Raw genomic sequence first — 25,426 nt, 5'->3', positions numbered from 1 at the left:
GGGAATCAGGTTGGCACAAGCGATATATCAGGGCTTTATTTTGTCTCGCCAGCAATTACAAAAAAACGGTAAGTTGCACCTTTGTTACTGGTTAAAAACAGCGTCAGAAACCGTGAAGGTTTGGGTGGAAAATGAGCAGGCTTTGTTTTTTGTTCCCCAATCACAAGTCGAGAAAGCCAAATCACTGCTAGAGCGAGCACAGATCTTAGCAGAGTTTACCCAGCCAAAACTTAAGCATTTTAATCAACAACCCGTTCAAGCCATTAAATTTTCCCAGCTAAAAAACTTCTATGACGCTAAGTCACTATTACAAAACCACGTTGACCTCTATGAAGAAGATATCCGACATGCCGATCGATATTTAATGGAGCGTTTTATTCGGGGGGGAGCTTGGGTTAAAGGCAATGTAGAACAACGTGACGGATACCTCGAAATTACTGAGGCTAAGCTCAAGCCTTGTAATGATTTTCGGCCAACAATGCGCGTACTGTCAATTGACATAGAATGTAACTTAGATGGCGTGTTGTTTTCAATTGGTCTGGCTGCTTCTGATTATCAGTGTGTGATTATGATTGGCCAAGCTCAGCAATGTACAGAGTCAATTATTTGGGTGGAAGACGAAATTGCGCTGTTAGAAACCTTTGTTGATGAAGTGCAAAAATTCAATCCAGATGTTTTGATTGGTTGGAATGTCATTGATTTTGACGCCGTCGTGCTTGACCAGCGAGCTCAAGCTTTGGGAGTGGAACTCACTCTGGGTAAAGATGGTTCAGTAATGCAAGTTTCCGGTGGCAATTACACCAGAGTATTGATTGCTGGGCGTGTGCTACTCGATGGCATAGATACGATGAAGAATGCCACTTATCATTATGAAACATTTAAACTGAGCTTCGTTGCAGAAAAAGTATTAGGCCAAGCCAAGTTGATCAGTCAAGACGACCGGGTAGATGAAATTATTCGTATGTTCAAAGAGGATAAAGTTTCGTTGGCCCGTTATAACTTGCAAGATTGCAAATTGGTTTTGGATATTTTTTCCAAGTTGAATTTGCTTGATTTTGCTATTGTTAGAACCGAATTAACGGGTCTTGAGCTAGAAAGAATGGGTGGCTCAGTGGCTGCCTTTACTAACCTATATCTACCACTGTTACACAGAAGTGGCTATATAGCGCCAAACTTGGGAGAGCATGGCCTTACGTTTGAAAGTCCCGGTGGTTATGTTATGGACTCTAAGCCAGGTCTATATAAAAATATATTAGTGCTTGATTTTAAGAGTCTCTACCCATCGATTATCCAAACCTTCTTTATCGACCCTATGGGCTTAATCGAAGGGTTGCTAGCACCGAAGAACGCCATTGACGGTTTTGATGATGGGGTATTTAGCCGTACAGCTCACCATCTTCCCAAGTTAGTGAAATCTCTGGCCGAAGCGCGACAATGCGCAAAATCATCTGGGGATATGATGTTGTCTCAGGCGATAAAAATTATTATGAATAGTTTATATGGCGTACTTGGATCAAAGGGATGTCGCTTTTACGACCCGAGGTTATCTAGTTCGATAACTAAACGGGGGCATGAAATCATGCAACAAACTCGCATCTGGATAGAAGAGCTTGGGTATGAAGTAATATATGGTGATACCGATTCGACGTTTGTAAAGGTACCAGAGCAATTTGATGAAACTAAGTGCAATGAAGTAGGTAACACGCTCATGAAAATGGTTAATTCCAAGTGGGCAGAATATCTTCAGCAGAAATTCAACATCGCAAGCTGTCTGGAACTGGAGTTTGAAACGCATTATAGCCCGTTTTTTATGCCTACGATTAGGGGACAAGAAGTGGGTTCTAAAAAACGCTACGTGGGGCGGGTATCTAGTAAAGGTAGCGACCGGCTGGTGTTCAAGGGAATGGAAACCGTTCGCAGTGATTGGACTGAAATTGCAAAAGAATATCAACAAGATGTAATTGAGGCTTTATTTAATGGTGTCGACGTCAAACGAGTGACACAGCAGTATATAGACAAGATAATAAAAGGCGAGGTCGACAATAAACTCATTTATAAAAAGCGTTTAGGTAAACCTTTAGAGGCCTACACAAAAAACATACCACCGCAAGTGCGAGCTGCAAAAGCGGCACTAGACGCAGGTTGGTTACATGAAGTCAAAAAGGGCATGCAAGTTCCTTATTATTTAAGCCTATCTGGTCCTAAGTATGCATTTCGTGACAACTTTGATGACATTGACTATCACCAGTATATCGACAAACAGATCTTGCCAATCTATCTAATGCTTCCTAATACATCGGCGAATGACTTTAGCGTTGATGGTCAACAAAGTCTCAGCCTCTGAGCTCTTTAGGTAAACAGAGTTAAAGCCAGTTAATGGCAGTTCGTATTAGCGATCAATTTTAATGAGTAAATGTACGCTTACCTGATTGGTAAGTTCTTACTTAGAGCAACCAAATAGCAGTGCTTTCTTCTAGACATTGAAGAGTTTTGTCGGTTCAAAATTGGCAACATAACCGCAGCTTCGGTTACTTTAGTCAGCTGGATGTTATCGCTTCGACTTATGAAGATGACTACTTAGATCTTCGTGATGGAAACCCTGAAAACTTCCGCTATGTTGGTGAAAATCATAACCCAACTTATGTAACGCATAACCTTAACGTAAAATATTATACCGATTCATTTGGTACATTTACGCTAGGTGCTCGTAACTTGTTCGACAAAGGCATTGTAAGAGACGACGATGGTCTTTGGGTTAGTGACACGCTATATAATGCAGGTCACATCGGACGTGAAGTCTTTGCTGGATACAGCATTAGCCTCTAAATAATACAACCTGTTAGGTTTACATTGATTCTCAAAGGTCTAAGCGAAAGCTTAGACCTTTTTTGTTTACAAAGAAGTCACGGTATTATTTCCTTAATCGGTACGTTTGTTTTGTTTCGGTTGATTGGGTGTTTGATATTTTTCCAACCCAAACCTTGAAATGCTTGTTACTTTTTTGGAAACGTATTCAGGGTAGTTAGCCATTTCATTGAAATACTTTCAAAGGATAATCTGGTTTTTTCTGAATTTTGAAATTGGAATTAATGCTTTTTTTGGTTTATTTGTGTGTGTTTTTAGAAATTGAGATCATTTAAATGTTTTCTTTGTTAATTTTTGACTTTATTTTGTTGTTGGTTTGGTTTTACGTTTCCTTTATTTTTTCATTGGGTTAGCAATGTTTCTAAGTGGTGTGATATGTATAAGATGTGTCTTTATTCGGTATTTTTGATGAATTAGTTGTTGACCCAGTCTTTGCGAGGATGTTAATATGAACGCGCTTAAGTTCCCCAAATGGAACTTAATACAAAAAAAATAAATATTTTTGATTCGTGAATTCGAACAATCCCCAGGGAGAAATCAATGTTAAACAATAAAGTATCTAAAGCTGTTCGCTTAGCGATCGCTTTTGGTGCAGCGTCTACTGCGTTTGCAAGTATGTCAGTTGCCGCTGAAGAGCAAGAGAAAGAAGAAGTTGAACGTATTCAAGTTACGGGTTCTAAAATTAAGCGTATTGGTGAATTGTCTCCGACTCCAGTAACAGTAATCACTGGTGATACTCTTACTGATGCTGGCATCACAAACGTAGCTAACCTTCTTGAAGAATTGCCTTCTGCGACTGTTGGTCTTTCTCCAGAAACAACAAATAACAGCGTATTCGCTAATGGTCTAAGTAACACTAACTTACGTGGTATGGGCATCAACCGTACTCTTGTACTTGTAAACGGCCGTCGTTTCGTTGCTGGTTCTCCTACATCAAGTGCAGTTGACTTGAATAACATCCCAACTGCAATGATCGAGCGTATCGAAGTTTCAACAGGTGGTGCGTCAGCTGTTTATGGTTCTGATGCTATCGCGGGTGTTGTTAACATCATTACTAAAAAATCAATCGATGGTTTTGAAGTAGATGCTTCAACCAGAGATCCAGAGCAAAGCGGTGGTGAATCTTCTTATGCATCTTTCACGTTCGGTAAAGAAGCAGACACATTTAGCTTTATTGGTAACGTTTCATATACCAAAGATAAGCAGCTACGCGGTGACCAGCGTGACTTTATCAGAGATGCTGTACTATCAATTGACCACCCAAACAACGTAAATTCAACCGATGGTATCCCTGGTCGTATTATTCTTAATGGCCGTGAAGAAGGTGGTTCCACACTAGCTGTTTATAACAAAACGGGTGATTTCTTCACAGCGGACGGTCACTGGACATTTGCTGATGACGGTTCTATCCGTCCGTTTGAAACCGGTGAGTTCTTCCCTGAAAGTACCACGCCAGGCAGCCGTAACTTGTCTTACTACACGGGTAAAGGTGATGGATATAACTTCCTAGAACACAGTTATGTAAGAACGCCACTTGAGCGTATTAACGTTGCTACTAACTTCAATGCTGATATTAACGATGCGCACCGTATGGCTTTTGAGTTTATGTACTCAAATACTTCAGCTTACGGTGAGAGCTCTCCGGCATTCTTTGGGCTACGTGGAATGCGTGCAGATAATGCGTTTTTCAGCGATGAAACTCGTCAATTCTTTGCTGACCGTGACATGTCAACTTATAACGCGTATTACCTAGCAGCAGATTTAGGTAACCGTGTTTATGATCAGAAACGTGAAAACATTCGTGCGGCACTATCGTTCGAAGGTGAACTAACTGATACTTGGAGCTATGACGCATACGTTCAAATTGGTCAAACCAAACAACGTACAACTTGGAAAGGTGAGCTAATCACTGAGCGTTTCTATGACTCTCTTGACGCAGTTATGCTTAACGGTGAGATTGTGTGTGCGGACCGTGATCAGAGCGGTGAAGTGATTGGTGCTCTATCAGGCTGTTCTCCATTAAATATATGGGGTAGAGGTCTAGCATCAGAAGAAGCGCTAGACTATGTAACAACAGATGCAACGCGTGAAGCACGTGTTAAACAGTCAGTTGCAGGTCTAACTGTTGCAGGTGACTTATTTGAACTTCCTGCAGGTCCAGTGGCTTCTGCATTCTCATTCGAATACCGCGAAGAAATTTCTGACACAGCTCCTGACGCGCTGATGCGTAAAGGTTTGATTTTCAACAACCAAACTGAAGCACTAACAGGTAAGTTTGATGTAACTGAGTACTCTGCAGAGGTTTCAGTTCCAATCATTGCTGACATCGAGTTCGTACAAGACTTCTACGTTGAACTAGCATATCGCTACATGGATTACTCAACAACAGGCACAGATAATGCTTGGAAAGTGGGTTTAAACTACGCGATGAATGATGATTTCCGTGTTCGTTTGAACCGTTCTCGTTCTGTTCGTGCTCCTAACATCGATGAGTTGTTCAGTGCTAAAGCTGAAACATTCAGAAGCTTCAGTGACCCTTGTGAGCAAGGCCGCATTGATAATGCCACTGAATACAAAGATAACATCGAGCGCAACTGTCGTGCAGCTGGTATCCCAGTTGGTTGGGCACCAACGGATGATTGGAAGAAAACTAACCATTCTGGCTTTGGTGTAGGTAACCCAGACCTAGATAACGAAGTTGCTGACGATATCACAATCGGTTTCATTTATACGCCAAACTTCATTGAAGATTTAAGTATTACAGTTGACTACTGGAAGTTTGAACTTGAGCAGCAAATCACTAGCCCAACAGGTTCTACAATTGTATCGAGCTGTTATGAGCTAGATTCTCTAGACAACGAATACTGTAAACTTATCGAGCGTGATCCTACAACGCTTGAAATCACAGCTTTCTACGAGAAACCAATCAATGCAGCGAACAGCACAGTTGAAGGTACGGACGTTGAAGTAAACTACGGTCTAGAATCAGAGTACGGTAAATTTGATTTCCGCCTAGTAGCGACTTACACAGCAGAGCGTATGTTAAATACTACAGGTAAAGCTGAAGACGAGCGTTATTATCAAGGTGAGGTACACCGCCCTCGTTGGAAAGGTCGTTTCACTGTAAACTACTCGTATGAAGACTTTGCTGCTGCGTTAACTACTAACTACAGACATGCGACTGTTAATGATAGAGAGTGGACGCCAGAAGACAACAACTATAACGATATTGAATCATACGTTAAAGTTGACTTGACTGCTCGTTATAACATTAATGACGATCTACAAGTACGTGGTGGTTTATTAAATGTATTTGATGTTGAGCCTCCAAGACATCCTACATATTATGATGATGGTGAGTTCTTCGACCTTGATGGTCGTACATTAACTCTTGGTGTGAACTACAAGTTCTAAAAAATACCAACAGTTTAATTAATAACAAAGATACTAAAAGCCCAAGGTTAACCTTGGGCTTTTTTTTACAAATCCATTTGTTTTCGTTGAGCTAGGCGATCCAATTGTGTGTATTATGTATCGCTTTTTAATACCAATCCGCTTAAATATCTGGGTAAAGGTTAGCCTCTCAAGAAGCACTTGATTTTGTAAAAAGGGATATTAGTCTTAAAATCAGTCAGTTAATATCTAAAAGCCACTTTCGAAAGTGGCTTTTTGTTGCGAATATGCCCTAGGTTTATTTTACATCCACAACTCTACTCGCCTTTCTATAGCGGACTTTAAAGCCACTCCAAGCTGGTAGCTCCCACCGTTTTGGCGCATCTTTACGTTCACCCGATAAATATTCAAGTTCGATTCTTTTACCTTTGAAGTGATAGTTAACCTTAGCTTGTAATCTAGGTAGAGTAAGAATTAATGGGTGGCTTTCTTTAAAAGGCTCAAGTTTCCAGTCATCTATTCGTGTAAATGCAAAATCTTCGGGTTCGAGAAGTTCGAGGTCCTGAAACGTTTCAACGCCAAGTGCCGCTAGCTGGTTGTGAAGGTGCTGCTCAAGTGTTGGAGTGTTTTCTTCAACATCATGATATTCATAATAAAGTTTTGTGTATTCTATAGTTTCACGGAGCTCAGTTATGAGCGTTGGAAATAACAGCTGCTCGGTGATTAAATGGCTGACAGCAAGATATAAGTCAGCGGTTGATGCCGGCTCCATTACCTGCTGAGCAATGACTTCGCCGGCATAACACCGTTGGTATTGAATACTCAGTTTGTCACCTTCGATGATGGCAGATGAAAATTGTAGTTCACCGATTGCTAATTTTTGAAGCTGTTTTGCGCAAAGTGGTGCATTACACGTCGCCAGAGTCATTGCTTGTTTAGTGCCTTTGCCCGCTAGCGCATAGGTGTTGAGTACTAATAACGCATCTACTTTTTCAGAGATGCGGGTTTCTCTGGCTGGAATAACCTCAACCTGACCGTTGTTAAAGCCGTTTCTGCGATTGGACTTGTTGATAAAAATGTTTTCAGGGGTAAGCTCGGCGATTGCTAACACGAGTGCTTCATGATTATAGCTGGCAGCATATTTAAGCTCAGGTAACGAAAAAGCAGCACGAAGGTGTTCGCTAAACAACTTCGCTTCCTTAATTGCCTCAGGTTCAAGGCTTATTAGGCCGTCAGTTTGATCTCGCACCGCAGCGATCGCTATTTCAAAATCGGAGCCGTGTGGAAAGCGTTTATTTAACTGTTCAACTTTTTCTGCATCGTTTGGTAGTTGATAAACTTTGGCAGGAACAGAGAGTAGCGATAGTAAATCAATAGCAGCCTGACGAAGCGTATTTGAACCGATTTGGGAGATAATAAAGGCAAACTCAATGTCAACGGGTAGGGGATATAGTTGTCTCCCCAGTTCAGTTGCAATCCCTTGTTCATCAATGGCTTTTAGCTTTTGCAACTGGCCAAGTGCTCTCTGTAATGAACTTTCGGGAAGAGGATCGATAAAGGCTAAGTCACTTACACCAAACTCGGCACATCCGGCTGCAAGTACCAATTCGGTGAGGGACTCTCGCTGGATTTCTGGCGGTGTTCGTTCCAGCAGCGGCGCATGCGCTCCATATAAACGGATACAGATCCCTGATTGAGTTCGACCTGCACGACCTCGACGCTGTTTGGCTGAGTCGCGTGCGATGGCATCTAACCCTAAAACCGTTTTACCTTGACGGAGGTGAGTACGACGTTCAAGGCCAGAATCAATCACGCAAGTCACATTGGGAATAGTCAGGGAAGTTTCTGCGACATTAGTTGCGAGAATAATCCGACGCTGAGATTGCTGTGTTAAAGCAGCGTCTTGAGCTTGCTGAGTACAACCGCTGTATAACCCGATGACTATCGTCGGTAGCGACTGAAGCTTTGCTTGGCATGCTTGGATCTCTGCCTTACCCGGAAGAAACACTAGAATGTCACCAGAGCTCTTCGCTAACGCTTGTCGGCAAGCTTCAAAGACATTTTCAGCGAGGTTTATCTTACTAGGCATTTTGCGACTATCAGCGGCGAAAAACATTTCTTCGACAGGAAACAAGCTGCCTTCGCTTGCTAAAGTAGTGGTATCTAGGTAGTTGGCGAGTTTCTGGCTATGCAAGGTGGCGGAGGTTACGATTAACTTATGCTTGTGCTGCTTTTTTAACAGCGCGAGCAGTAAGTCCATATCCCAACGACGTTCATGAAACTCATCTAGCATCACCACTTGAAAGTCAGCAAGAGCGTTTTCTAAAAACCACCTGAGTGCCACCCCTGGCGTTGCATAGATGACGTCGGTGTTTTCTGAAAACTGTCCTTCAAAGCGGATCGCATAGCCTATTTTTTCACCCAAAGGAGAGTGTTGTAAATGGGATACATAGTTGGCTAGAGCAGTACAAGCGATACGCCGTGGTTCTATAACCAAAACCTTGCCAAAGTTCGTTGACCAAATAGGCAAACAAGTCGATTTCCCAGAGCCTGTCGTGGCGCTGACGACGATGGCAGAACGCGATGTGAGCTCAGTAATAAACTGATCTTTTATGGTTTCTATTGGCAGTGTCATGATGGGTTTAAGCTGCTTTTTGAGGAATTTTATCAAATGTCCGTTGAAAAGGGGGAGCCAAGTACCAATAAATCTAAAGTGTTTCCAAATTCGGCCAATTAATGGGGGCCAATACGATGCTCGAGTTGCTATTAATTATTGGCCTTTCGCTGTTTGTGGGGATTTATTGGAATTGGCAAGTGCTGATGCGTCATCACTGGCAGCGAAAATACCGTCACACAACATTGAATCAAGCAGATAAAGTAGTCTTACACAACTATGTCACCGCCTATCGTAATATGACCGATGCTGATAGAGCAAAGCTTGAACGCCATATCGTTTGGTTTTTGGGAGAAAAGCGCGTGCTTGGACGAGATGGATTGCAAGTCAACCGGGCAATGCGCCTTGTTATAGCTGCAGATGCCTGTTTGTTAGTACTAAATAAGCAATGGCCGTTGTATCCAAACGTCAAAGAAATCTTGCTGTATCCCAGCAGTTACTATGCTCCCCAGACACACACTGATCAGGCTGGTCTGGTGAGTTTTCATCATGTTGTTCGTCAAGGGGAATCTTGGCCAGGAGGGACTTTAGTTCTTAGCTGGCATGATGTGCTTGAGGGAAATCGTTTGCCTCAAGATGGTCATAACCTAGTTTTGCATGAGTTTGCCCATCAGTTAGATCAGCAAACAGGCAACACCAATGGCACCCCTGAGTTACCTAACTCTATTTCTTATCAAGACTGGGCAAGCGTGTTTAGCCGTGCCTACCAGCACTTAAAAATGCAGATTGCCTATCAGATGCCGCATACCATTCACGAATATGGTGCGACCAATGAGGCAGAGTTTTTTGCGGTTGTTACCGAGACTTTTATTGAGAAGCCGCATCAATTGAAGCAGGAAAACCCAGAGTTATTTAATTTGCTTGTTGAATATTATTTATTTGATCCCAGAGAGTGGCTTTAATGATTGGCACACTAACTCGAGTATAATCCCAATTAACTTAGGAAACTTGCGAAAATTCAACAAATTCTATCGATTTATCCCGACATTTTGCTGCCATTTATTGAACTCTAATCTATATTTGATTAATTAGTACAGTTGTTGTTTTGTGAGGTTCTTTTGGTTGAATTACGTCCATCGCTGTCTTTAATTACTCGTTTAACCAAACTCAATTTATCAGTAATGGCGGTGAGTATGCTGCTTGTATTCACGTTAATTTCGATTCTGCTTTGGTTTATGGTGAGAGATAGACAAGCTGAAACGGCGGAAATTAACCTATTACAGATGGCGCATAATGTTGCACCTATGTTGGTTTTCAATGATCAGGACAGTGCAACCAAAGAATTAGCTCTAGTTGGTGAGCAGCAAGATGTGCTGTTTTTAGGGTTAAGAAAACCAAATGGGCAATTGTTTGCACAATACAACAGTAACCAATACATCCCTTCAGGATCAGTGATGGCACAAAGTGGCCGTGAGTCAACGCGTATCTATAGTGGGCTCAAGATGTTGCTCTACAAACCGGTGGAGATACAGGAGCAATACGAGGGAGACGTTGTGATGGTCGTCGATCTTACAGGTCTGTTGTATTGGTTTTTGCGCTTAACTGGCTTTTTGGCATTGATGATATCAGCATTATTTTTGGTCTCTGCATTTATGCTTACGAGAGTGCAGAGGACGGCCTTAGTTCCTCTTTTATCACTGACTAATTTGGCACAACGTGTATCCAAAGAGCATAACTTTCAGCTTCGAGCTCAGGTGGTACGGGATGATGAGATCGGTATTTTGACACGAAGCTTTAATGAGTTGCTAAAACGGGTGGATATTTCTCAAGAAGAATTACGTCAGCAATTAGAGCAAGAGCAGCAGCAGGGGCAACAATTAAAGCAGATGGTTCGCACCGATCCGCTCACCAAATTACCCAACAGGGTGGCGTTTAACTCAATGTTAAAGGAGGTTACAGGTAGTTTAGAAGAGCCACCGAGATTAAGTTGCCTCATGTTTATTGATTTAGATAACTTTAAGTTCGTTAATGATAACTACGGTCACGAAGCCGGTGATGAAACGCTTATTGAAGTGGGTAATCGCATTAGTAATATTATTCGTGGTAATGACCTGTTGTGCCGTTTAGGTGGTGACGAGTTTGCGCTGCTGCTACCTGACATAGAATCTGAGCGCAATGCGGAAGGCTTAGCTGGTCGAATCATCGAAAATATAAATCAACCAATCATAGTAAAAAATACGGTGATGCCTATTGGCATTAGTATTGGCCTTGCATACGCGCCAGTGGATGCCGTGACGCCAATGGAGTTACTGAACTGTGCCGATGATGCCATGTATGCAGCAAAACGCGCAGGGAAAAACACCTTCAAAGTTTATAGTAAAAAGGTTTCAGCATGAGCTTACGTTTTTTTTTACTCTTATTTGGTTGCTTTTCATCAGCTGCATACTGTCAGTCTGAGCAAGTTCCTGAATTAGAAGAGTTGCTTAGTAAGCAGCTCAATCAAGTGCCAAAAAACATCGAGCAATCAACAGCCTCTCGTATAGAGCGCTCAAGTGGCAATAGCATGGCTGTCACTCATGTGATCAGTGACAAAGACATTAAGCAATACAATTTACAATCTTTGGCAGATATCATTGCACTGTTTGTGGGTATTACAACGCGTGATGATAGCTCGTTTATTTACGTGGGGGCCCGTGGAATCGGACGGCCCGGGGATTATAATTCTCGGATTCTATTTCTTCTAGATGGGACTCGTATTAATGAAAACTTACTTGATGCAGGAGAGTTTGGGGGGGAGTTCTTTGTTGATGTAGAACTGATCGAACGAGTGGAATATACACCAGGCGCTTCCGCTGCGCTTTATGGTAGCAACGCATTATTAGGTGTCATCAACATTGTGACCAAGAGTTCTGCCTCTTTGGGTGACATCGACGCATCTGTTTCCTTCACTAACGATAATCGAAAACATGCACGCTTTACCATCAGTCATCGCTCAGAATCTGGTGCCGATAGCTGGTTTTCTGTGAGTCAAACTGAGCACGACGATATACGCTTTGCAGTGCAAAACTTGCCACCGGGTTTATTGGCATGGCAGCATTTAAATGGTGAGAAAAGTACTCGAGTTATGCTCAATCATCAGCGTCAGGGTTTTACTTTCCAAGCAGCAGGCTCTAAACGTGAAAGAGACTATGCAGATAGCTTTGCCTTCTTCGCTCAATTGGCTGATCCGGAAACTGTGGAAATAGAAAGCTCTGCTTATATGCTGTCAGTAAGTTATGATGATAAATTAACGGATGACATCGACTTTTACATTCGAGCTTCAACTCATTCAAATAACTTCGAACGTGAAATTCCAATTTACTTTCCCGATGGTAGCACTGGTTTTTCGCGCCCTGAAAATGCTGGGCGTTGGAGTAACCTTGATGGGCAGTTAGTCTTTCTGGGGATTGATAATCACGAAATCATGTTCGGCGTAGATCTGCAACGAGATCATCGTCAGTCATTTGTGATCCGTTCCTCAATACCTGAAGAAAACGGCTTAGGGCGCCGCGAGGATGAGTTTCGCTATGGTGCTTATGTACAAGATTTATGGCGTTTGTCTGAAAAGTTAAGAGTTCAGTGGGCCTTGAGGTTTGATAATTCGAATTCAAGCTCAAAACGCTGGTCTCCCAGTATTTCTTTCAAATATGATTTCGCTGCGCAACAAAGTATGATTTTACGACACAGTCGAGCTTATCGCGTGGCTAACTTTTTAGAACGAACAAATAATTTAGCCAGCGGCGTCAACAGACCACAAGACGAATCTACAGAATATAGTGAGATCAGCTTAATGCAGAGATGGTCTCCCTCATTTACCTCATTTACCTCTTTGTATTATGCAAGAACCGACAAACTGATCGGAAAACCGCCTTTTTTCCCTGGCTATCTCAACTCTTATCCCATCAAAAGTATCGGGGTTGAAGCGGGAGTTGATAAACGTTGGTCTAATGGCGCGACTATGGTGGCGAGCATGGCATTGCAAGAAACGGAAGTTCAGGGTGGGCTACCGGTGCAAAACTCTCCTGATTTTATCGGTCAGCTACGGTTTAGCACGCCACTTTGGCAACCAGACTTTACGTTTAGTGTTCACTCTCGGGCTGTGAGCGAACGTAAAACAATAGCCGGACCATCACCGAGTTATACCAGTCATGATGCAAGTATTAGCTGGCAGCCAAATGACAATTTATTTATTGCCTTAGGTGTCAGAAACGTGTTTGACGAAACAATCCTTGAAATTACCGACGATAGTCTAATTCCTTTTGTACAGCGGCCTAGGCAGGTACATTTGTCCATACGTTGGAGTTGGGATAAATGATAAGTCGCTGGCTGCTAAGTATATTGCTGCTTGCTTGTAGCTCAGGAATAGGGCTGGCTCAAACGCTAAGTGAGAATGAACTTAAAGCTGCATTTTTGTATCGTTTTAGTCAATTTAGCAAATGGCCAGAATCTGGAAATGGTGCTTTGGATTTCTGTGTGGTTGGAAATCATGAACTTTATAAAGCGATTGTAGACCTTCTTCTTGGGCAAAAACAGTTGTATCGGGGGACGGTAAAAGAGTTGACAGTTAACGGACAAGTTAAAAGTTGTAACGTGCTTTTTTTAAGTCAACAAAGTCGTCAACAAACTCAATATTGGTTGGAGCATATTGATGATGAACCGATTTTGGTTGTGGCTGACACCAGTGAAGGGTTTCGCCAAGGCGCTGTTATAGGTTTAATTGCCGGAACTAACAACTTGAGCTTCAGAATCAATCTGACAAGTGCAAAGCGGCGGGGGTTAAACTTTAGTGCGCATTTACTAAAGCTGGCATCTGAAGTGCGTTAGGCATTAAAAAAGCCAGCAGATGCTGGCTTTTGAATTTGGCTTTTCAGCTTAGGAATTAAGAGAAGCTAATTTCTCTTCTTTCTTTTCTATCTCTACGCGGTGCGCTACTTGGACGGCGTTTATCACCACCACGAGGATCTTTAAAGCTGCGTTTAGGTGCTCTTTCAGAACCTCTTTCTGAGCCTCTTTCAGAACCTTGATCCGCAGGGTGCGTGCTCTTTGTCATGTTCATTGGACGTTGACAAATAAACACGTTTTTAAAGTGTGCTAATGTGCTTTCAGGCATGTTAAGTGGTAATTGAACCGTGCTGTGTTCGTTGAACAAACGGATTTCACCAATAAACTTGCTTGAAATATCAGCTTCGTTCGCAATAGCGCCAACGATGTTTTTAACCTGTACGCCATGCTCACGACCCACTTCGATACGATATGTATCCATCGGACCAGAACTGCGGTTAGAGCCTTTACGTTCACTACGCTCGCCACGACCTTCGCCACGCTCACCTCGGCCTTCGCGACGTTCGCCACGGCCTTCTTTACGATCATCACGCTCTCTGCGTTCACGTTGCTGTACTTGAATTTCTTCAACTTTCAGCGGTGTTTGTTGCTGAGCTAAGCAAAGTAATACTGCTGCTAAATCTGCTTGACTTAGAGACAATTTTTCACCTAGCTGCGCGGCTACTTCTGAGAAGAAAGCAATGTCTTTGTGCTCAAGTGCAGTTGACAATTTAGCTTCAAGGTTCGCAATGCGTTTTTGCTCAACGATTTTTGCACTAGGTAATTCAACTTGTGCAATATCAGAGCGGGTATGACGCATGATATTTTTAAGCAAGTAACGCTCGTTGTTCTTCACGAACAAAATAGCTTTACCTTGACGGCCAGCACGACCTGTACGGCCAATACGATGCACGTACGCTTCACAATCTTGCGGGATATCGTAGTTGATCACTAGGCTTAAACGTTCAACATCTAGACCACGTGCAGCAACGTCAGTTGCGATTACGATATCAAGTAAGCCACTCTTTAAGCGATCAACCGTACGCTCACGCGCTTGTTGGTTCATATCACCATTTAATGGAGCTGCAGAGAAGCCTTCACGCTCTAGTAGTTCAGCTAGCTGAACTGTATCGTTACGTGTGCGAACGAATACGATGGCACCATCATAATCTTCTGCCTCTAGGAAACGAACAATCGCTTTATTTTTGTGCGCTGTTGCACGCCAATAAACTTGTTCAATCGTCGCTACCGTAGAGTTACGTGGCGTGATTTTAACTTGTTCTGCGTTATCCAAATATTTATTACAAATAGACTGGATTTGCTTAGGCATGGTCGCAGAGAACAAGCAAGTTTGTTTGTTTTCTGGCGTTTTTTCCATGATGCTTTCGACATCATCGATAAAGCCCATACGTAGCATTTCATCAGCTTCATCAAGTACAAGCGCGTTTAGACCTGAAAGGTCAATCGTCTTGCGATTGATGTGGTCGATCAAACGACCTGGTGTTGCAACAATAATTTGTGCGCCACGACGTAAAGCACTTAGCTGAATGCCGTAGCTTTGACCACCATACAGTGCAAGTACTTCTACACCTTTGGTGTATTTTGCATATTGCTGAAATGCTTCAGCAACTTGAATAGCTAGCTCACGCGTTGGCGTAAGCACAAGAATTTGCGGTTGTTTAACGGATGCGTCTAACTGATTTAACAATGGCAGAGCAAATGCTGCCGTTTTACCCGTACCCGTTTGCGCTAGTCCCAGTACGTCTTTTCTTTCTAGCAATAACGGTATACATTGAGCTTGGATCTCAGAAGGTGTTTTATATCCTTGCTCTTCGACTGCTTTTAGGATTGCAGGAGAAAGGTCTAAAGATTCAAACGTAACTGTTTCTGACATTAATGCGCCTCAACTTTTTAAAAGAGGCGCGAATTGTACAGGAAAGCAAAGGTAATTGCTTGCATAAAATAGAAGTATTTTATATGTAGCTGATATTGTATAAAATTTAATCTATTTGAATTGTGCTATTTACTGATAAAGGCCCAGATTTTCCTTTGCATAGGCTTCAAAATCGGTAAATCCACCGATATGTTTTTGGTCGATAAATATCTGTGGCACAGTTGGGCAAGGTTTACCAGCTGACTTTTCTAAATCCGCTTTACTGACACCTTCTTTAATAATATCGACGTAACGGTATTTGAAATCATCACGGCTTTGGCTCAAACGTTCAGCGACTTCTTTTGCTCTGACACAGTACGGGCAGCCTTCACGTCCGAAAATAACAGTTAACATAGCTTTTCTCCTTAGTTTCAATAAGTTCAGTATAGCGAGTTTATTGAAATGGTATAATGAATTAAAAAGATGTTAGCTATCGAATTTATCGATTAAGTTCTATAAACCGTCTTGATTAGGTGATAACCAAATTTGGTTCGCACCGGGCCATGTACTTCGAACAAAGGCTTTTTGAAAACAACATCATCAAATGCCTTTACCATGTCACCTTTATTAAACTCACCCAAGTCACCGCCACGCTTTTTTGATGGGCAGAGAGAATATTGCTTGGCCAGCTTGCCAAAGTCACCGCCTTTTGCAAGTTTGTCTTTTATAGCCAGACATTCTTTTTCTGTTTTCACTAGGATATGGTAGGCACAAGCTTTGGGCATGATAACTCTCTTTCTTATTTACAACTTAAACATGAGAGATCATGCAGGGCTTACGATGTTTTCGCAAGCCCTAAATCTAAAGCGTGATATTAGAAAGTGACACTGAAGCCGATTGAAGGTCGCATTTCAAAATCATCTTCCTCTTCTTCAATATAAAGATCGTTAATGGACTTAACTTTCTTATAATCTAAGTCGATGTAGGCGGTATTGTCTTGGCCGTAAGCATTCATCAGTTCTAAAACCAGTTTACCATCGAGACCAAACACTTGGGTTTTCCTTTCAAAGCGAATATCTAAACGGTGGTAGGTATCAAAGCGTTCAGAAAAGGGATCGCCATACACAGGTAGAAAGCGATTTTCGAAATTCGGGTTTTCTCTTACGCCGACAATGGGAGTATAAGCTTGGCCGCTACGAGCTGTGAAGTTAAAGCCGCCTGACCACTTCTCATTAATATCGTATTGCAATACTGCGTTGAGAATGAATGGCGTATCGGCATAGTAGTCCTTCTTGACACCCGTAATTTCATCTTCTCGCTCACTTTTCGCTAGGCTGATTGCAACCCAACCATACCAATTGTCGGTCTTATTTTTGTTAATGATAATATCAACACCATAGGCATTGCCTTTGGTTCCATTGATATAGTTGATACCTGTGGCGCTACTTTTCGGTAAGTCGTCCATGGTTTTGTAGTAGCCTTCAACCGAATACGACCACTCATCAGATAAGGATTGATTAAACCCTACGGTAAAATGATCTGAGCGTTGCGCTTTTAAATTTGGGTTGCCGAGCTCAGGTACAATATATTGCATGTCTTGCATTCGGCTATAACGACCCGCTTTGGCGACAATGGTGGTATCTTGATCAACAAAGTAGCTTAGTGCCATGCGCGGGTGAACAAAGTCTTCATCACTATAGTCGTAGTGCTCGGCATGTAAACCAATTTCGGATTGCCAATTATCAGAGATTTGCCACACATGGTTCACACCAAGAAACGCTGAATCTGTGGCTATGTCTATTTTACCTTTGATTCTGTCACCTTTATTTAAATCACAATCAGGATCAAACTCGGTACAAATATATTGAAACGCATCGTATTTATAGGTTGAATCTTTATCATAATACCCTAAGTCTGCAATGATACGATGTTGCTTGTTAATGCGGTAATTGACACGCGCTTTGTATGATAGCTGTTCATCTTCAAATATTTCGTAGTAACCATCGCTTATCGTTGCACGTTGACCGTAGCGCATAGTGGCTTTATTGCTTAATGAGCCAACCCCAGCACGAATATGCAGGTCTTTTCCGTAGTGATCCCACAGAATGCTTTGGCTGTTAAATTCACGAATGTACTTGGCATCACCTTGGTATTCAGGAGTTTTTAGAGCTAAATCAGAGTTATTTTTAAAGCCAGCAGCGACAGTATCTTCAGCGCCATTGAAATTAAAGGTGATACTGTTATTGCTATTGAGATCCCATAAAAATTTGCCTTGATAGTCGTGGTCATCCGGCGGGTCGTTTAACACTATCCCGGTAGGCTTGCCATCTTCATCTTCAAGTTCTTCGCCATCATCAAAAAATAGTGGCAGGGTGCTTTTACGTCCTGAAAGGTAAAATGCTGTGCTGTCAGATAATTGTCCCTCAACAAAAGCACCCGCGTTAAACATTGATACATCAATGGTTGTGCTGATATCTTGATATTTTGGGTTACGTAAGGTGACATCAAAAACAGCACCTGTTGCATTACTATAACTGGTGCCGAAACCGGCTGAGTTCATTTGAAAATCTTGAATGGTATTGCGGTTGAAAATCGAGCTGCCAAAATCATGGAATATGTAACCTGCGGGCATAAAGTCGACTTCAAATAAGTTATCATCGGGAGATGAACCTCGTACAGCGGGTGCTCCCATTGAGCCACCTGCCGCAACAACGCCAGGCAGAGCAAATGCAGCTCGTAACGGATCGCCCATCGCTCCAGGCATTTCCACTAACTTTTGTGCGTCTTCGGTAATTTCTGAAATAACAGAGCTTCTTTTATAGATAACTTCAATATGCTCTATCGTTTTGTCATCGTTTGCATGAGCTTGAAGTGCAATTGTAGTAAACAGTGCGACTAACGAGAGCCGACTTGGAATAACAGTAGTGAGCGCAGACATCATTGGTTTCCTTAAACTAACAGAGTTGACGGAAGCTAGCGTAACGGAAACATGTGTTGATTTATTTGCAGGATTGGTAAGAAATTGTAATTTGGGGACAAGCGTTTATTACAGTCTAGCTCTAAGCCCCAGTTCGGAAGAATAGCCAACAGCGCGCTCAGTGACATTAAGGTGCTCGTCTAGCACGTAATAGGTTGGGTAGGCCGCGATTTTATATTGTTTTCGGACATGCTGATTACCCAGTAATATTGGCATTGATAATTGTAAGTCAGCGACAAAATTTGTTACTTCTTCCGTACTATTGAAGTCCAAGGCAATCGCGACAGCATTGACTTTTTGTTGACGATAAAGTCTATCAAGGTTTGGCATGCTGACGCGGCAAACACTACACCAAGGCGCAAAAAAGTAAATCACGGATTGATTTCCAGCAAGTTGCTTTGAGTGGAATAAAGCCATTTCAGTTTCGTTTAACTGAGGCAAAATAAAACTGGGAGCGGAGATTAGTCCATTGTCATCCAGCAAATTGCGTTCTTGATACGAAGAGACCGCGATAAACACAAACAGGACGATAATTGCTTGAAATAACAGTTTTAGCATGGAGTATAAGCCGCTGCAAAAAGTTGAGTGTATCGACCTTTTGAGCGGCTTGACAAGACTACTCGTCTAAATGATTTTCGCCAAGGTAGCGTTTGGCCTTTTGTGACTTTAATTTAGCTAAATCAACTAGCACTAAACCATCAATACAATTATTGAAATCGGGATCAATACTAAAGCTCAAGAAGTTGACCCCATTAGGTTCACACAGCTCGGTATATTGTTTAAATAATGTTGGCACTTGGGCGCTCATATTGGCGAGTATGTGTTTGAGTTCTGCAAAATCCTCTTTTAAATCATTACCAACAAATAGCTTTTTGTAGCGCGCGACTTGTTGCCTACTTAACTTAAATTCATTGTTCGGTGTTGCAAGATTTGGCAAATCTGAGAAGTAGTGCTGGTAATGATAAACCAGCATCGCTTTGGCCTCCTCTGGTAGCGCATTAGAAAGGCTAACCGCACCAAACATATAGCGATGTTCTGGATAACGTTTTACAAATGCACCGATGCCATACCATAAATAATCAAGGCTTTTACGACCCCAATATTTAGGTTGAACAAAGCTACGACCAAGCTCAAGGCCTTGCTCAAAGTAAGGCTTCATTGCTTCGCTATAGCTGAACAAGCTATCCGTATATAAGCCGGTTTGACCTTGCTCTTCGATGATTTGTTTCGCGCTTGCAAGTCTGTAAGCTCCAACAAGTTCAAGCTGCTTGGTATCCCATAAAATCAGGTGATGATAATGCATATCATACTTGTCAACATCTCGACGATTGCCACTACCTTCACCGACAGCACGAAATGCAATTTCTCTTAATCGTCCCAGCTCTCTAAATAGCACCGAACTACCTTGATATTTATATACATAGATTTGCATACCATCAGGGGTTTCGCCGAGTAGCTCACAGGATTCAATCGACTTTTTTAATTCTTTTTTACATTCGGGAACCGCGATGGGGCTTTGGGTTTTTAAGGGCAGTGGTTTTTTACTAGATAAGCGATATAGCTGTTTGCGGATCAGGGCTACAATCTCTTTGTCTTTCAAATTATCAATTAAGTAAGACTCTGGAGGTATGCTGGCACCAATTTCAAATTCTAGTGATTTTTGTCTTTGCTTAAACATCTCCTTGACTAACAGTAGGCTAGCCAAAGGCTTGTAAATCATTGAAGTACCGTAGAACAGCGGGCTGTTTTTGGCCTTAATATAAACAGGTAATATAGGGCAATTGGCTTTTTTTGCCATTCTGAGAAACCCGGAGTTCCACTTGCAGTCTTTTATACCGGTAGGACTTAATCGCGATACCTCACCTGCGGGAAAGATTAACAACGCCCCCTCGTTTTTCAGGTGTTTATGAATATTTGCAAGTTCCTGCTTTCTGCTGGCGCCTGACAAATTGTCAACGGGCAGCAATAACGGATGCATTGGTGTAACCGACATCAGCATTCGATTTGCAATGACCTTTAAATCAGGTCTAACTTGAGCCAATACTTTAACCAGTGCAAGTGCATCCAACGAACCAATAGGGTGGTTTGCAATAATGACAACGGGGCCTTCGGTAGGAATATGTTCGATTTGCTTGGGTTTGAATCTTGCGTCAAAATCTAACTCTTCAAGTACTTGTTCTACAAACTCAATGCCTTCTAAATGTGGGTAGGTATCCGCAAAAGCGACAAACTCTTGCTCGTGCAGTAAATATCCAAGTCCCTTTTTTACTAACCCTTTTACTTTTGGGGAGTTTTCAAGTTGCGGAAGATTTGCTTCAATGACCTTATCAACACTAATCATGCTCTATTACCAGTGGGGCTTTTAGCAAAGAGTAAAAACAATTGATGACAAACGCGTTTCATTTGTATGTCAGTTATTTTGCGTTTACCGATTCATAAACAATTTGGAAAAATTATGGCATTTCTAGTCTGTGTTACTGGCCGTAACAATGAAAAACTCATATCTCGCTTGCAAATGATGTTACCTGACGACGAAATCGTGGAGTGGCCATGTGCGGAGACGAAATTACAACAAGTCGAGTTTGTGCTAGCTTGGAATGTGCCTGATGAGTTATGGAATAAACTCCCCAATCTTAAAGTCGTGCAGTCATTTGGTGCTGGGGTGGATAGTATTCCAGTTTCACGGTTGCCCTCACAGGTTGAAGTAACTCGTATCGTAGACCCTAAAATAGCAGAAGACATGTCTGAATATGTGTTAACACATATTCTGGCGCATAAACTTCGTATCTCTGAATATGCCAGTAAACAGCAATTGAGCACCTGGAAGCCACGTCGATCTCGTGAAGGTAAGACGGTGGGTATTATGGGAATGGGTCAGTTAGGTCTGGCTGTTGCCCAGCGACTTTTAGCAAATCATTTTACTGTGAAAGGATGGTCGTCTTGTCACAAGGAAATAGAGGGAGTCGCGCATTTTTTCGGTCTAGAACAGCTCAGTGCATTTTATTCTGAACTTAATTACCTAGTTTGCTTGCTCCCTTTAACAGATAAAACAAGCGGTATATTGGGGAAGCAGTGTTTTACTCAATTACCCAATGATTGTGTATTACTCAATGTTGCCCGGGGTGCACACCTCGATGAAAGTGCGCTGATTGAGGCATTAGATGCAGAAGCGATTGCTGGTGCGATTTTAGATGTTTTCCAGACTGAGCCTCTGCCGTCAGAAAATAAATTGTGGAAGCATCCGAAGGTGACGGTGACACCTCATGTTGCAGCGCTCACTAGCCTAGATACTGCTCTCAGCCAAATAGTTGATAATTATAAAAATATGGTTTTAGGGCTGCCGCTAGAAAACACCATAAATAGGGAAAAAAGTTACTAAATAATTCGTTACACGCAGTGGTAGTGATGTGGTTTTGTGTAATCACTGCGTTTTTTGACTCGGCATACGCAATCGTAATTATGATAGCTGCTTAGCTAACTGTTAAAATTTCCTAGAGTTTTTACTTTAATGCGAATGGGCTATTCTTAGCATTCTAGGCATGGCCTATTCTGAATAGACGATTTGTAACACTAATAACAACTAGCTATTGCCTTGCAACAAGTGATAACAAGAAAACTGTAAATGAGTTGTGTTGGAAATGTGTTTAACGTGTTTTTTTTCAAAAAGTTATACTGAAAAAACACTGTACATAAAAACATCTTGAGAGTTGTACTGTGATGCATTAAGTTAACAAAAAAACAATAATAACGAGGCGTTGAAAATGAAACAGAGTCAAGGTGGGGGCGTTAAGATTTCAGCGGTTATTATCTCCGTATTGTTACTGGGCGTGGGAGCTTGGTTTAATCAAGCAAATGCAACTGTAGACGAAACAGCTCACCCAAATCATGTTAAGGTTCAAAGCTCACATTCAAATACATAGTGGCCGAGCGAATCACTCGGCAACGTATTATCGCTTTGCGTGCCGTTCTCTGTTTTCTATTTTTCTTTCTTCACTCTTTTTAAGTAACACATAGGTTGAACCTGTACCACCGTGACAGCTTAAAGCTGAGTGGTAAGCTAATACTTGTGGCATTTCTTGAAGCCATTTGTTGGTGTAGCTTTTTAAAATTGCGGGGAAAGGTTTACTTTTCAAACCTATGCCATGGCGGATAAGTAAGACGCGTATGCTCCGCTTGTGACAATCAAGAATAAATTCAAATAAGGCTCTTCGCGCTTCTCTAAATGGTTTGCCGTTTAAATCAAGTGTGGCATCGATTTGATATTTTCCAAGGCGTAGGTTTTTATAGACACCTTCTTGCACACCATCTTTTTTATAATTTAACAGGTCATAGGGATCGAGCAGATCAACATATTCAGTCGATAGAAAGTTTGGGTCGAATTCAACTTCTTGCTCTGCGGCTTCTCGGCGAGCTAGCTGAGAAATGGTCGGTTCATTTTGATGACGGTGTAATTCTGTGCGCTTGTCTTGTGCAAGTGGCACAACATCACCCATAGAGGCTAAAAAAAGTTCTTCATCTGTCATGGCCATACTGCATCTCCATTAACATGCAATGATGACCATGATTTTAGCGTAGTGCTTCTAATTAGAAAACAAAAACTAATGTACTTCTAACTGACCAAATGTATACACCTTAAATAGATAAAACGTATTTATCAAAATAAGGCTTAAATTTGAAACCACGCTGGTATTTACCAGATCCAAACTGAAAGAAGCAAACAAAATAGCACAGGCGCATACAGCAGCTGCCCTTAAAAGCGTTTTATGATTGATAAAAAATGCGCCTAAGCCAAGCGCCAGTAGTACTAAGTTAAGTAGCCAATCAAGCTCGTTTGCCATTGTCTGTTTGGTTCTCCGTTGTGGTATAAAGGAGCGCCATTATGGTGATCATTTATACAAGCTTCAACTGATAATTTTTATATTCTTCGGATTAGTTTTTTTAATGTAAAAATTGGCTTTGAATAGATATGTTTTAGAACCTGCATAACCACACATCCTTCTTGATACGGATCCATAGTGGAAGGTTTAGTGAGACTGGGAAGTTGAATCTTAACATAATGAAAAATAGATAAAATTATCATATTTTTATCATTTTTCGTAATGCATAACTATAATAATAGAAACTGCTTTGTGTTAGGGTTAATCAAGTAAAAAGGCTTATCCAAAACAGTCCGAACATAAAAATATTTTAAGGATTGCGCTATGAAAATGCTGAAGTACTACTTGTTTTTTACTCTGTTGCTTGGGGCACTCACTGTGTTTAGCTTCTTTTCCTGGTTAACGCTACCTCTGCTCTGGTTTACAGTGTCGCTGTCGTTAGTTAGTTATGCCTATGCTGCAAATAACCCGTTTATTTTCAGAAAACATGGCACGGGAAAGATACCTAGCTTTGCAAAGTGGCTGTTCTGGCCCTATTTGATGGGCTCACATTTATACAACGCATTCGCTCGTAGTCGTGACAATCAGGATACATTTCATGCAATCAGCGACGACCTATTTGTAGCTTGTCGTTTGTTTCCAAGTGACGTTGATATGTTGAAATCACAGGGGATTGAGTCGATTTTAGATGTTACTGCTGAATTTGATGGACTAAATTGGTCGGCCGAACAACAAGGGCTACATTACTTAAACATTCCAGTGCTAGATCATCAAGTTCCTTCACAAGCTCAGTTAGCACACGGTATTGCATGGCTTGAAATACAACACAAATTGCAAAGGAAAGTGGTGGTTCACTGTGCTTTAGGAAGGGGGCGATCGGTATTGTTTTGTGTTGCTTACATGTTGTATGTCAATAAGCAGATGACTTTACGTACAGCATTAGAGCGTATTCAAAGTAAAAGGGAAAAAGCGCGTTTAAACAAACACCAACTAAAGGGGTTAAGTCAGTTTCATCACGATGACGCTTTTAATCATGATAAAACACTTACTTTGGTGGTTAATCCTGCGTCTGGTGCCAATGCATGGAGCCGCTATGAAAATGAAATACTTGCTGAATTAACGTTAGGGTATCGCATAGAAATAGCAATGACCAAAAAGGACGAGAGCATTTGCGACATCGTGAGGAAAATAGTCGAGGAGACTAAGCCTGATGTGGTTGTCGCTGTAGGTGGAGATGGGACCGTTGCTGGCGTCGCTAATGCGATTAATGGCTTATCATTTCCCATGGGGATTATCCCTCTGGGGACCGCAAACTCAGTCGCTACAGCAATTTTTGGAGCTCCAGTTCAATTTGATCCAATCAGCAAGCCCTGCGCTTCAATATTATCTGGGAATACAACATCTCTTGACTGCATGCAGTGTAACTCTGAGTTATCACTTCTGGCGATAGCAGTGGGTTTTGAGCAGAAAATGATCGAAAAGGCACATAGGAAAAAGAAAAATGACTCTGGGCAAATCGCCTATTTAAAAGGGCTATTCGAAGCCATATCCGAAAATACGCCGATAGACTGTAAAATCTCGGTTGATGGTGGAGAGTTCGAAGAAGTTCAGTGTGTGAGTCTAGTGGTTGCCAATGCGGCACCGAAAACCAGCATATTAGCTCAAGGTAATGGGACCCCCAAGTTTGATGATGGCAAGTTGGACGTCACTATTTTACCGCGCCACACGGATGACAATATTGGCTTAACAATGTCTGAGTTATTAATGCCAACTCCAAATTTGTCAGACAAAATCATCGCGTATCAGTGCAAAAAAATCACAATTGAATTTGAAGTGGCGCAGTCATTTAGTATTGATGGGGAATTGAAAACAGCAGAACAGCTAGAGATTAAAATCATTCCGGCAGGAATAAAGCTATTGTCGCTTTAGTGAGTGTTAAGAATTAAACCGAGATAAAAAAACCTCGC

The 25,426-nt window shown here is 41.8% G+C and carries 19 protein-coding genes; 10 read left to right on the top strand and 9 right to left on the bottom strand.

Annotated features, from left to right (window positions below):
* The first annotated feature begins 10 nt into the window (after nt 1-10).
* The 3 genes from ACSLBF_RS12300 (at nt 11) to ACSLBF_RS12290 (ending at nt 6,279) form a co-directional block, all read left to right on the top strand.
* Nucleotides 11-2,344, top strand: a complete 2,334-nt coding sequence (locus ACSLBF_RS12300; RefSeq protein ID WP_440053680.1) for a DNA polymerase II — start codon at nt 11-13, stop codon at nt 2,342-2,344.
* 146 nt (nt 2,345-2,490) lie between these two features.
* Nucleotides 2,491-2,826 carry a hypothetical protein gene (locus ACSLBF_RS12295; protein ID WP_440053679.1) on the top strand — a complete coding sequence of 112 codons (336 nt, stop codon included), beginning with the start codon at nt 2,491-2,493 and terminating at the stop codon, nt 2,824-2,826.
* 579 nt (nt 2,827-3,405) lie between these two features.
* Nucleotides 3,406-6,279, top strand: coding sequence for a TonB-dependent receptor domain-containing protein (locus ACSLBF_RS12290; RefSeq protein WP_440053678.1), 2,874 nt, complete (start codon nt 3,406-3,408; stop codon nt 6,277-6,279).
* A gap of 277 nt (nt 6,280-6,556) precedes the next feature.
* Here ACSLBF_RS12290 and ACSLBF_RS12285 read toward each other — a convergent pair whose 3' ends face one another.
* The gene (locus tag ACSLBF_RS12285) at nt 6,557-8,893 is read right to left on the bottom strand and encodes a DEAD/DEAH box helicase (protein ID WP_440053677.1); all 2,337 of its coding nucleotides are present in this window, start codon (nt 8,891-8,893) and stop codon (nt 6,557-6,559) included.
* Between the two features lie 116 nt (nt 8,894-9,009).
* Here ACSLBF_RS12285 and ACSLBF_RS12280 point away from each other — a divergent pair, with 116 nt between their 5' ends.
* The 4 genes from ACSLBF_RS12280 to ACSLBF_RS12265 all read left to right on the top strand — a co-directional run bounded on the left by ACSLBF_RS12280 (nt 9,010) and on the right by ACSLBF_RS12265 (nt 13,735).
* Complete coding sequence (locus ACSLBF_RS12280; protein ID WP_440053676.1) at nt 9,010-9,834, top strand: M90 family metallopeptidase; 825 nt, start codon at nt 9,010-9,012, stop codon at nt 9,832-9,834.
* Between the two features lie 231 nt (nt 9,835-10,065).
* Nucleotides 10,066-11,268: a diguanylate cyclase domain-containing protein gene (locus ACSLBF_RS12275; protein ID WP_440053675.1), complete on the top strand. Its 1,203-nt coding sequence runs from the start codon at nt 10,066-10,068 to the stop codon at nt 11,266-11,268.
* Complete coding sequence (locus ACSLBF_RS12270) at nt 11,265-13,226, top strand: TonB-dependent receptor plug domain-containing protein (RefSeq protein WP_440053674.1); 1,962 nt, start codon at nt 11,265-11,267, stop codon at nt 13,224-13,226. The genes ACSLBF_RS12275 and ACSLBF_RS12270 overlap by 4 nt, the downstream gene beginning before the upstream one ends.
* The gene (locus ACSLBF_RS12265; protein ID WP_440053673.1) at nt 13,223-13,735 is read left to right on the top strand and encodes a YfiR family protein; all 513 of its coding nucleotides are present in this window, start codon (nt 13,223-13,225) and stop codon (nt 13,733-13,735) included. The genes ACSLBF_RS12270 and ACSLBF_RS12265 overlap by 4 nt, the downstream gene beginning before the upstream one ends.
* A gap of 55 nt (nt 13,736-13,790) precedes the next feature.
* Here the strand turns inward: ACSLBF_RS12265 and ACSLBF_RS12260 are convergent, their stop codons facing one another.
* The 6 genes from ACSLBF_RS12260 to ACSLBF_RS12235 form a co-directional block, all read right to left on the bottom strand.
* Complete coding sequence (locus tag ACSLBF_RS12260; protein WP_440053672.1) at nt 13,791-15,626, bottom strand: DEAD/DEAH box helicase; 1,836 nt, start codon at nt 15,624-15,626, stop codon at nt 13,791-13,793.
* A gap of 129 nt (nt 15,627-15,755) precedes the next feature.
* Nucleotides 15,756-16,019, bottom strand: coding sequence for a GrxA family glutaredoxin (locus ACSLBF_RS12255; protein ID WP_440053671.1), 264 nt, complete (start codon nt 16,017-16,019; stop codon nt 15,756-15,758).
* A 92-nt stretch (nt 16,020-16,111) separates the two neighbouring features.
* On the bottom strand, nt 16,112-16,390 hold the full coding sequence (locus ACSLBF_RS12250; RefSeq protein ID WP_440053670.1) for a peptidylprolyl isomerase: 279 nt from the start codon (nt 16,388-16,390) through the stop codon (nt 16,112-16,114).
* Nucleotides 16,391-16,479: 89 nt separating this feature from the next.
* A complete protein-coding gene (locus ACSLBF_RS12245; protein WP_440056225.1) occupies nt 16,480-18,543 on the bottom strand; it encodes a TonB-dependent receptor plug domain-containing protein in 2,064 nt (687 codons plus the stop codon).
* Between the two features lie 108 nt (nt 18,544-18,651).
* Nucleotides 18,652-19,140 (bottom strand): TlpA family protein disulfide reductase, encoded by a 489-nt coding sequence (locus ACSLBF_RS12240; RefSeq protein ID WP_440053669.1) that lies wholly within the window; start codon nt 19,138-19,140, stop codon nt 18,652-18,654.
* Between the two features lie 58 nt (nt 19,141-19,198).
* Nucleotides 19,199-20,923, bottom strand: a complete 1,725-nt coding sequence (locus ACSLBF_RS12235; RefSeq protein WP_440053668.1) for a GNAT family N-acyltransferase — start codon at nt 20,921-20,923, stop codon at nt 19,199-19,201.
* Between the two features lie 114 nt (nt 20,924-21,037).
* Here ACSLBF_RS12235 and ACSLBF_RS12230 point away from each other — a divergent pair, with 114 nt between their 5' ends.
* Both ACSLBF_RS12230 and ACSLBF_RS12225 read left to right on the top strand, forming a co-directional pair.
* Nucleotides 21,038-21,961 carry a 2-hydroxyacid dehydrogenase gene (locus tag ACSLBF_RS12230; protein WP_440053667.1) on the top strand — a complete coding sequence of 308 codons (924 nt, stop codon included), beginning with the start codon at nt 21,038-21,040 and terminating at the stop codon, nt 21,959-21,961.
* Between the two features lie 382 nt (nt 21,962-22,343).
* The gene (locus ACSLBF_RS12225) at nt 22,344-22,502 is read left to right on the top strand and encodes a hypothetical protein (protein WP_440053666.1); all 159 of its coding nucleotides are present in this window, start codon (nt 22,344-22,346) and stop codon (nt 22,500-22,502) included.
* 27 nt (nt 22,503-22,529) lie between these two features.
* On the opposite strand, the gene smrA is transcribed toward ACSLBF_RS12225, so the two are convergent.
* Nucleotides 22,530-23,111, bottom strand: a complete 582-nt coding sequence (gene smrA / locus ACSLBF_RS12220; RefSeq protein ID WP_440053665.1) for a DNA endonuclease SmrA — start codon at nt 23,109-23,111, stop codon at nt 22,530-22,532.
* A gap of 69 nt (nt 23,112-23,180) precedes the next feature.
* Complete coding sequence (locus tag ACSLBF_RS12215; protein WP_440053664.1) at nt 23,181-23,420, bottom strand: hypothetical protein; 240 nt, start codon at nt 23,418-23,420, stop codon at nt 23,181-23,183.
* 363 nt (nt 23,421-23,783) lie between these two features.
* On the opposite strand from ACSLBF_RS12215, the gene ACSLBF_RS12210 reads away from it, so the two are divergent.
* Entirely contained in the window at nt 23,784-25,388 is a 1,605-nt protein-coding gene (locus tag ACSLBF_RS12210; protein WP_440053663.1) for a diacylglycerol kinase family protein, read from the top strand.
* Nucleotides 25,389-25,426: the final 38 nt, after the last annotated feature.

Origin of the sequence: Pseudoalteromonas sp. T1lg65, from assembly GCF_051930985.1 — a bacterium.
Lineage (GTDB): Bacteria > Pseudomonadota > Gammaproteobacteria > Enterobacterales > Alteromonadaceae > Pseudoalteromonas.
This window is presented reverse-complemented; position numbering and strand designations above follow the sequence as displayed.

Coding starts and splice junctions, on each gene's coding strand:
- ACSLBF_RS12290 (WP_440053678.1), top strand. CDS start 3,406: ATGTTAAACAATAAAGTATCTAAAGCTGTTCGCTTAGCGATCGCTTTT.
- ACSLBF_RS12225 (WP_440053666.1), top strand. CDS start 22,344: ATGAAACAGAGTCAAGGTGGGGGCGTTAAGATTTCAGCGGTTATTATC.
- ACSLBF_RS12275 (WP_440053675.1), top strand. CDS start 10,066: ATGCTGCTTGTATTCACGTTAATTTCGATTCTGCTTTGGTTTATGGTG.
- ACSLBF_RS12285 (WP_440053677.1), bottom strand. CDS start 8,893: ATGACACTGCCAATAGAAACCATAAAAGATCAGTTTATTACTGAGCTC.
- ACSLBF_RS12240 (WP_440053669.1), bottom strand. CDS start 19,140: ATGCTAAAACTGTTATTTCAAGCAATTATCGTCCTGTTTGTGTTTATC.
- ACSLBF_RS12250 (WP_440053670.1), bottom strand. CDS start 16,390: ATGCCCAAAGCTTGTGCCTACCATATCCTAGTGAAAACAGAAAAAGAA.
- smrA (WP_440053665.1), bottom strand. CDS start 23,111: ATGGCCATGACAGATGAAGAACTTTTTTTAGCCTCTATGGGTGATGTT.
- ACSLBF_RS12230 (WP_440053667.1), top strand. CDS start 21,038: ATGGCATTTCTAGTCTGTGTTACTGGCCGTAACAATGAAAAACTCATA.
- ACSLBF_RS12265 (WP_440053673.1), top strand. CDS start 13,223: ATGATAAGTCGCTGGCTGCTAAGTATATTGCTGCTTGCTTGTAGCTCA.
- ACSLBF_RS12215 (WP_440053664.1), bottom strand. CDS start 23,420: ATGGCAAACGAGCTTGATTGGCTACTTAACTTAGTACTACTGGCGCTT.
- ACSLBF_RS12280 (WP_440053676.1), top strand. CDS start 9,010: ATGCTCGAGTTGCTATTAATTATTGGCCTTTCGCTGTTTGTGGGGATT.
- ACSLBF_RS12260 (WP_440053672.1), bottom strand. CDS start 15,626: ATGTCAGAAACAGTTACGTTTGAATCTTTAGACCTTTCTCCTGCAATC.
- ACSLBF_RS12270 (WP_440053674.1), top strand. CDS start 11,265: ATGAGCTTACGTTTTTTTTTACTCTTATTTGGTTGCTTTTCATCAGCT.
- ACSLBF_RS12255 (WP_440053671.1), bottom strand. CDS start 16,019: ATGTTAACTGTTATTTTCGGACGTGAAGGCTGCCCGTACTGTGTCAGA.
- ACSLBF_RS12245 (WP_440056225.1), bottom strand. CDS start 18,543: ATGTCTGCGCTCACTACTGTTATTCCAAGTCGGCTCTCGTTAGTCGCA.
- ACSLBF_RS12235 (WP_440053668.1), bottom strand. CDS start 20,923: ATGATTAGTGTTGATAAGGTCATTGAAGCAAATCTTCCGCAACTTGAA.
- ACSLBF_RS12210 (WP_440053663.1), top strand. CDS start 23,784: ATGAAAATGCTGAAGTACTACTTGTTTTTTACTCTGTTGCTTGGGGCA.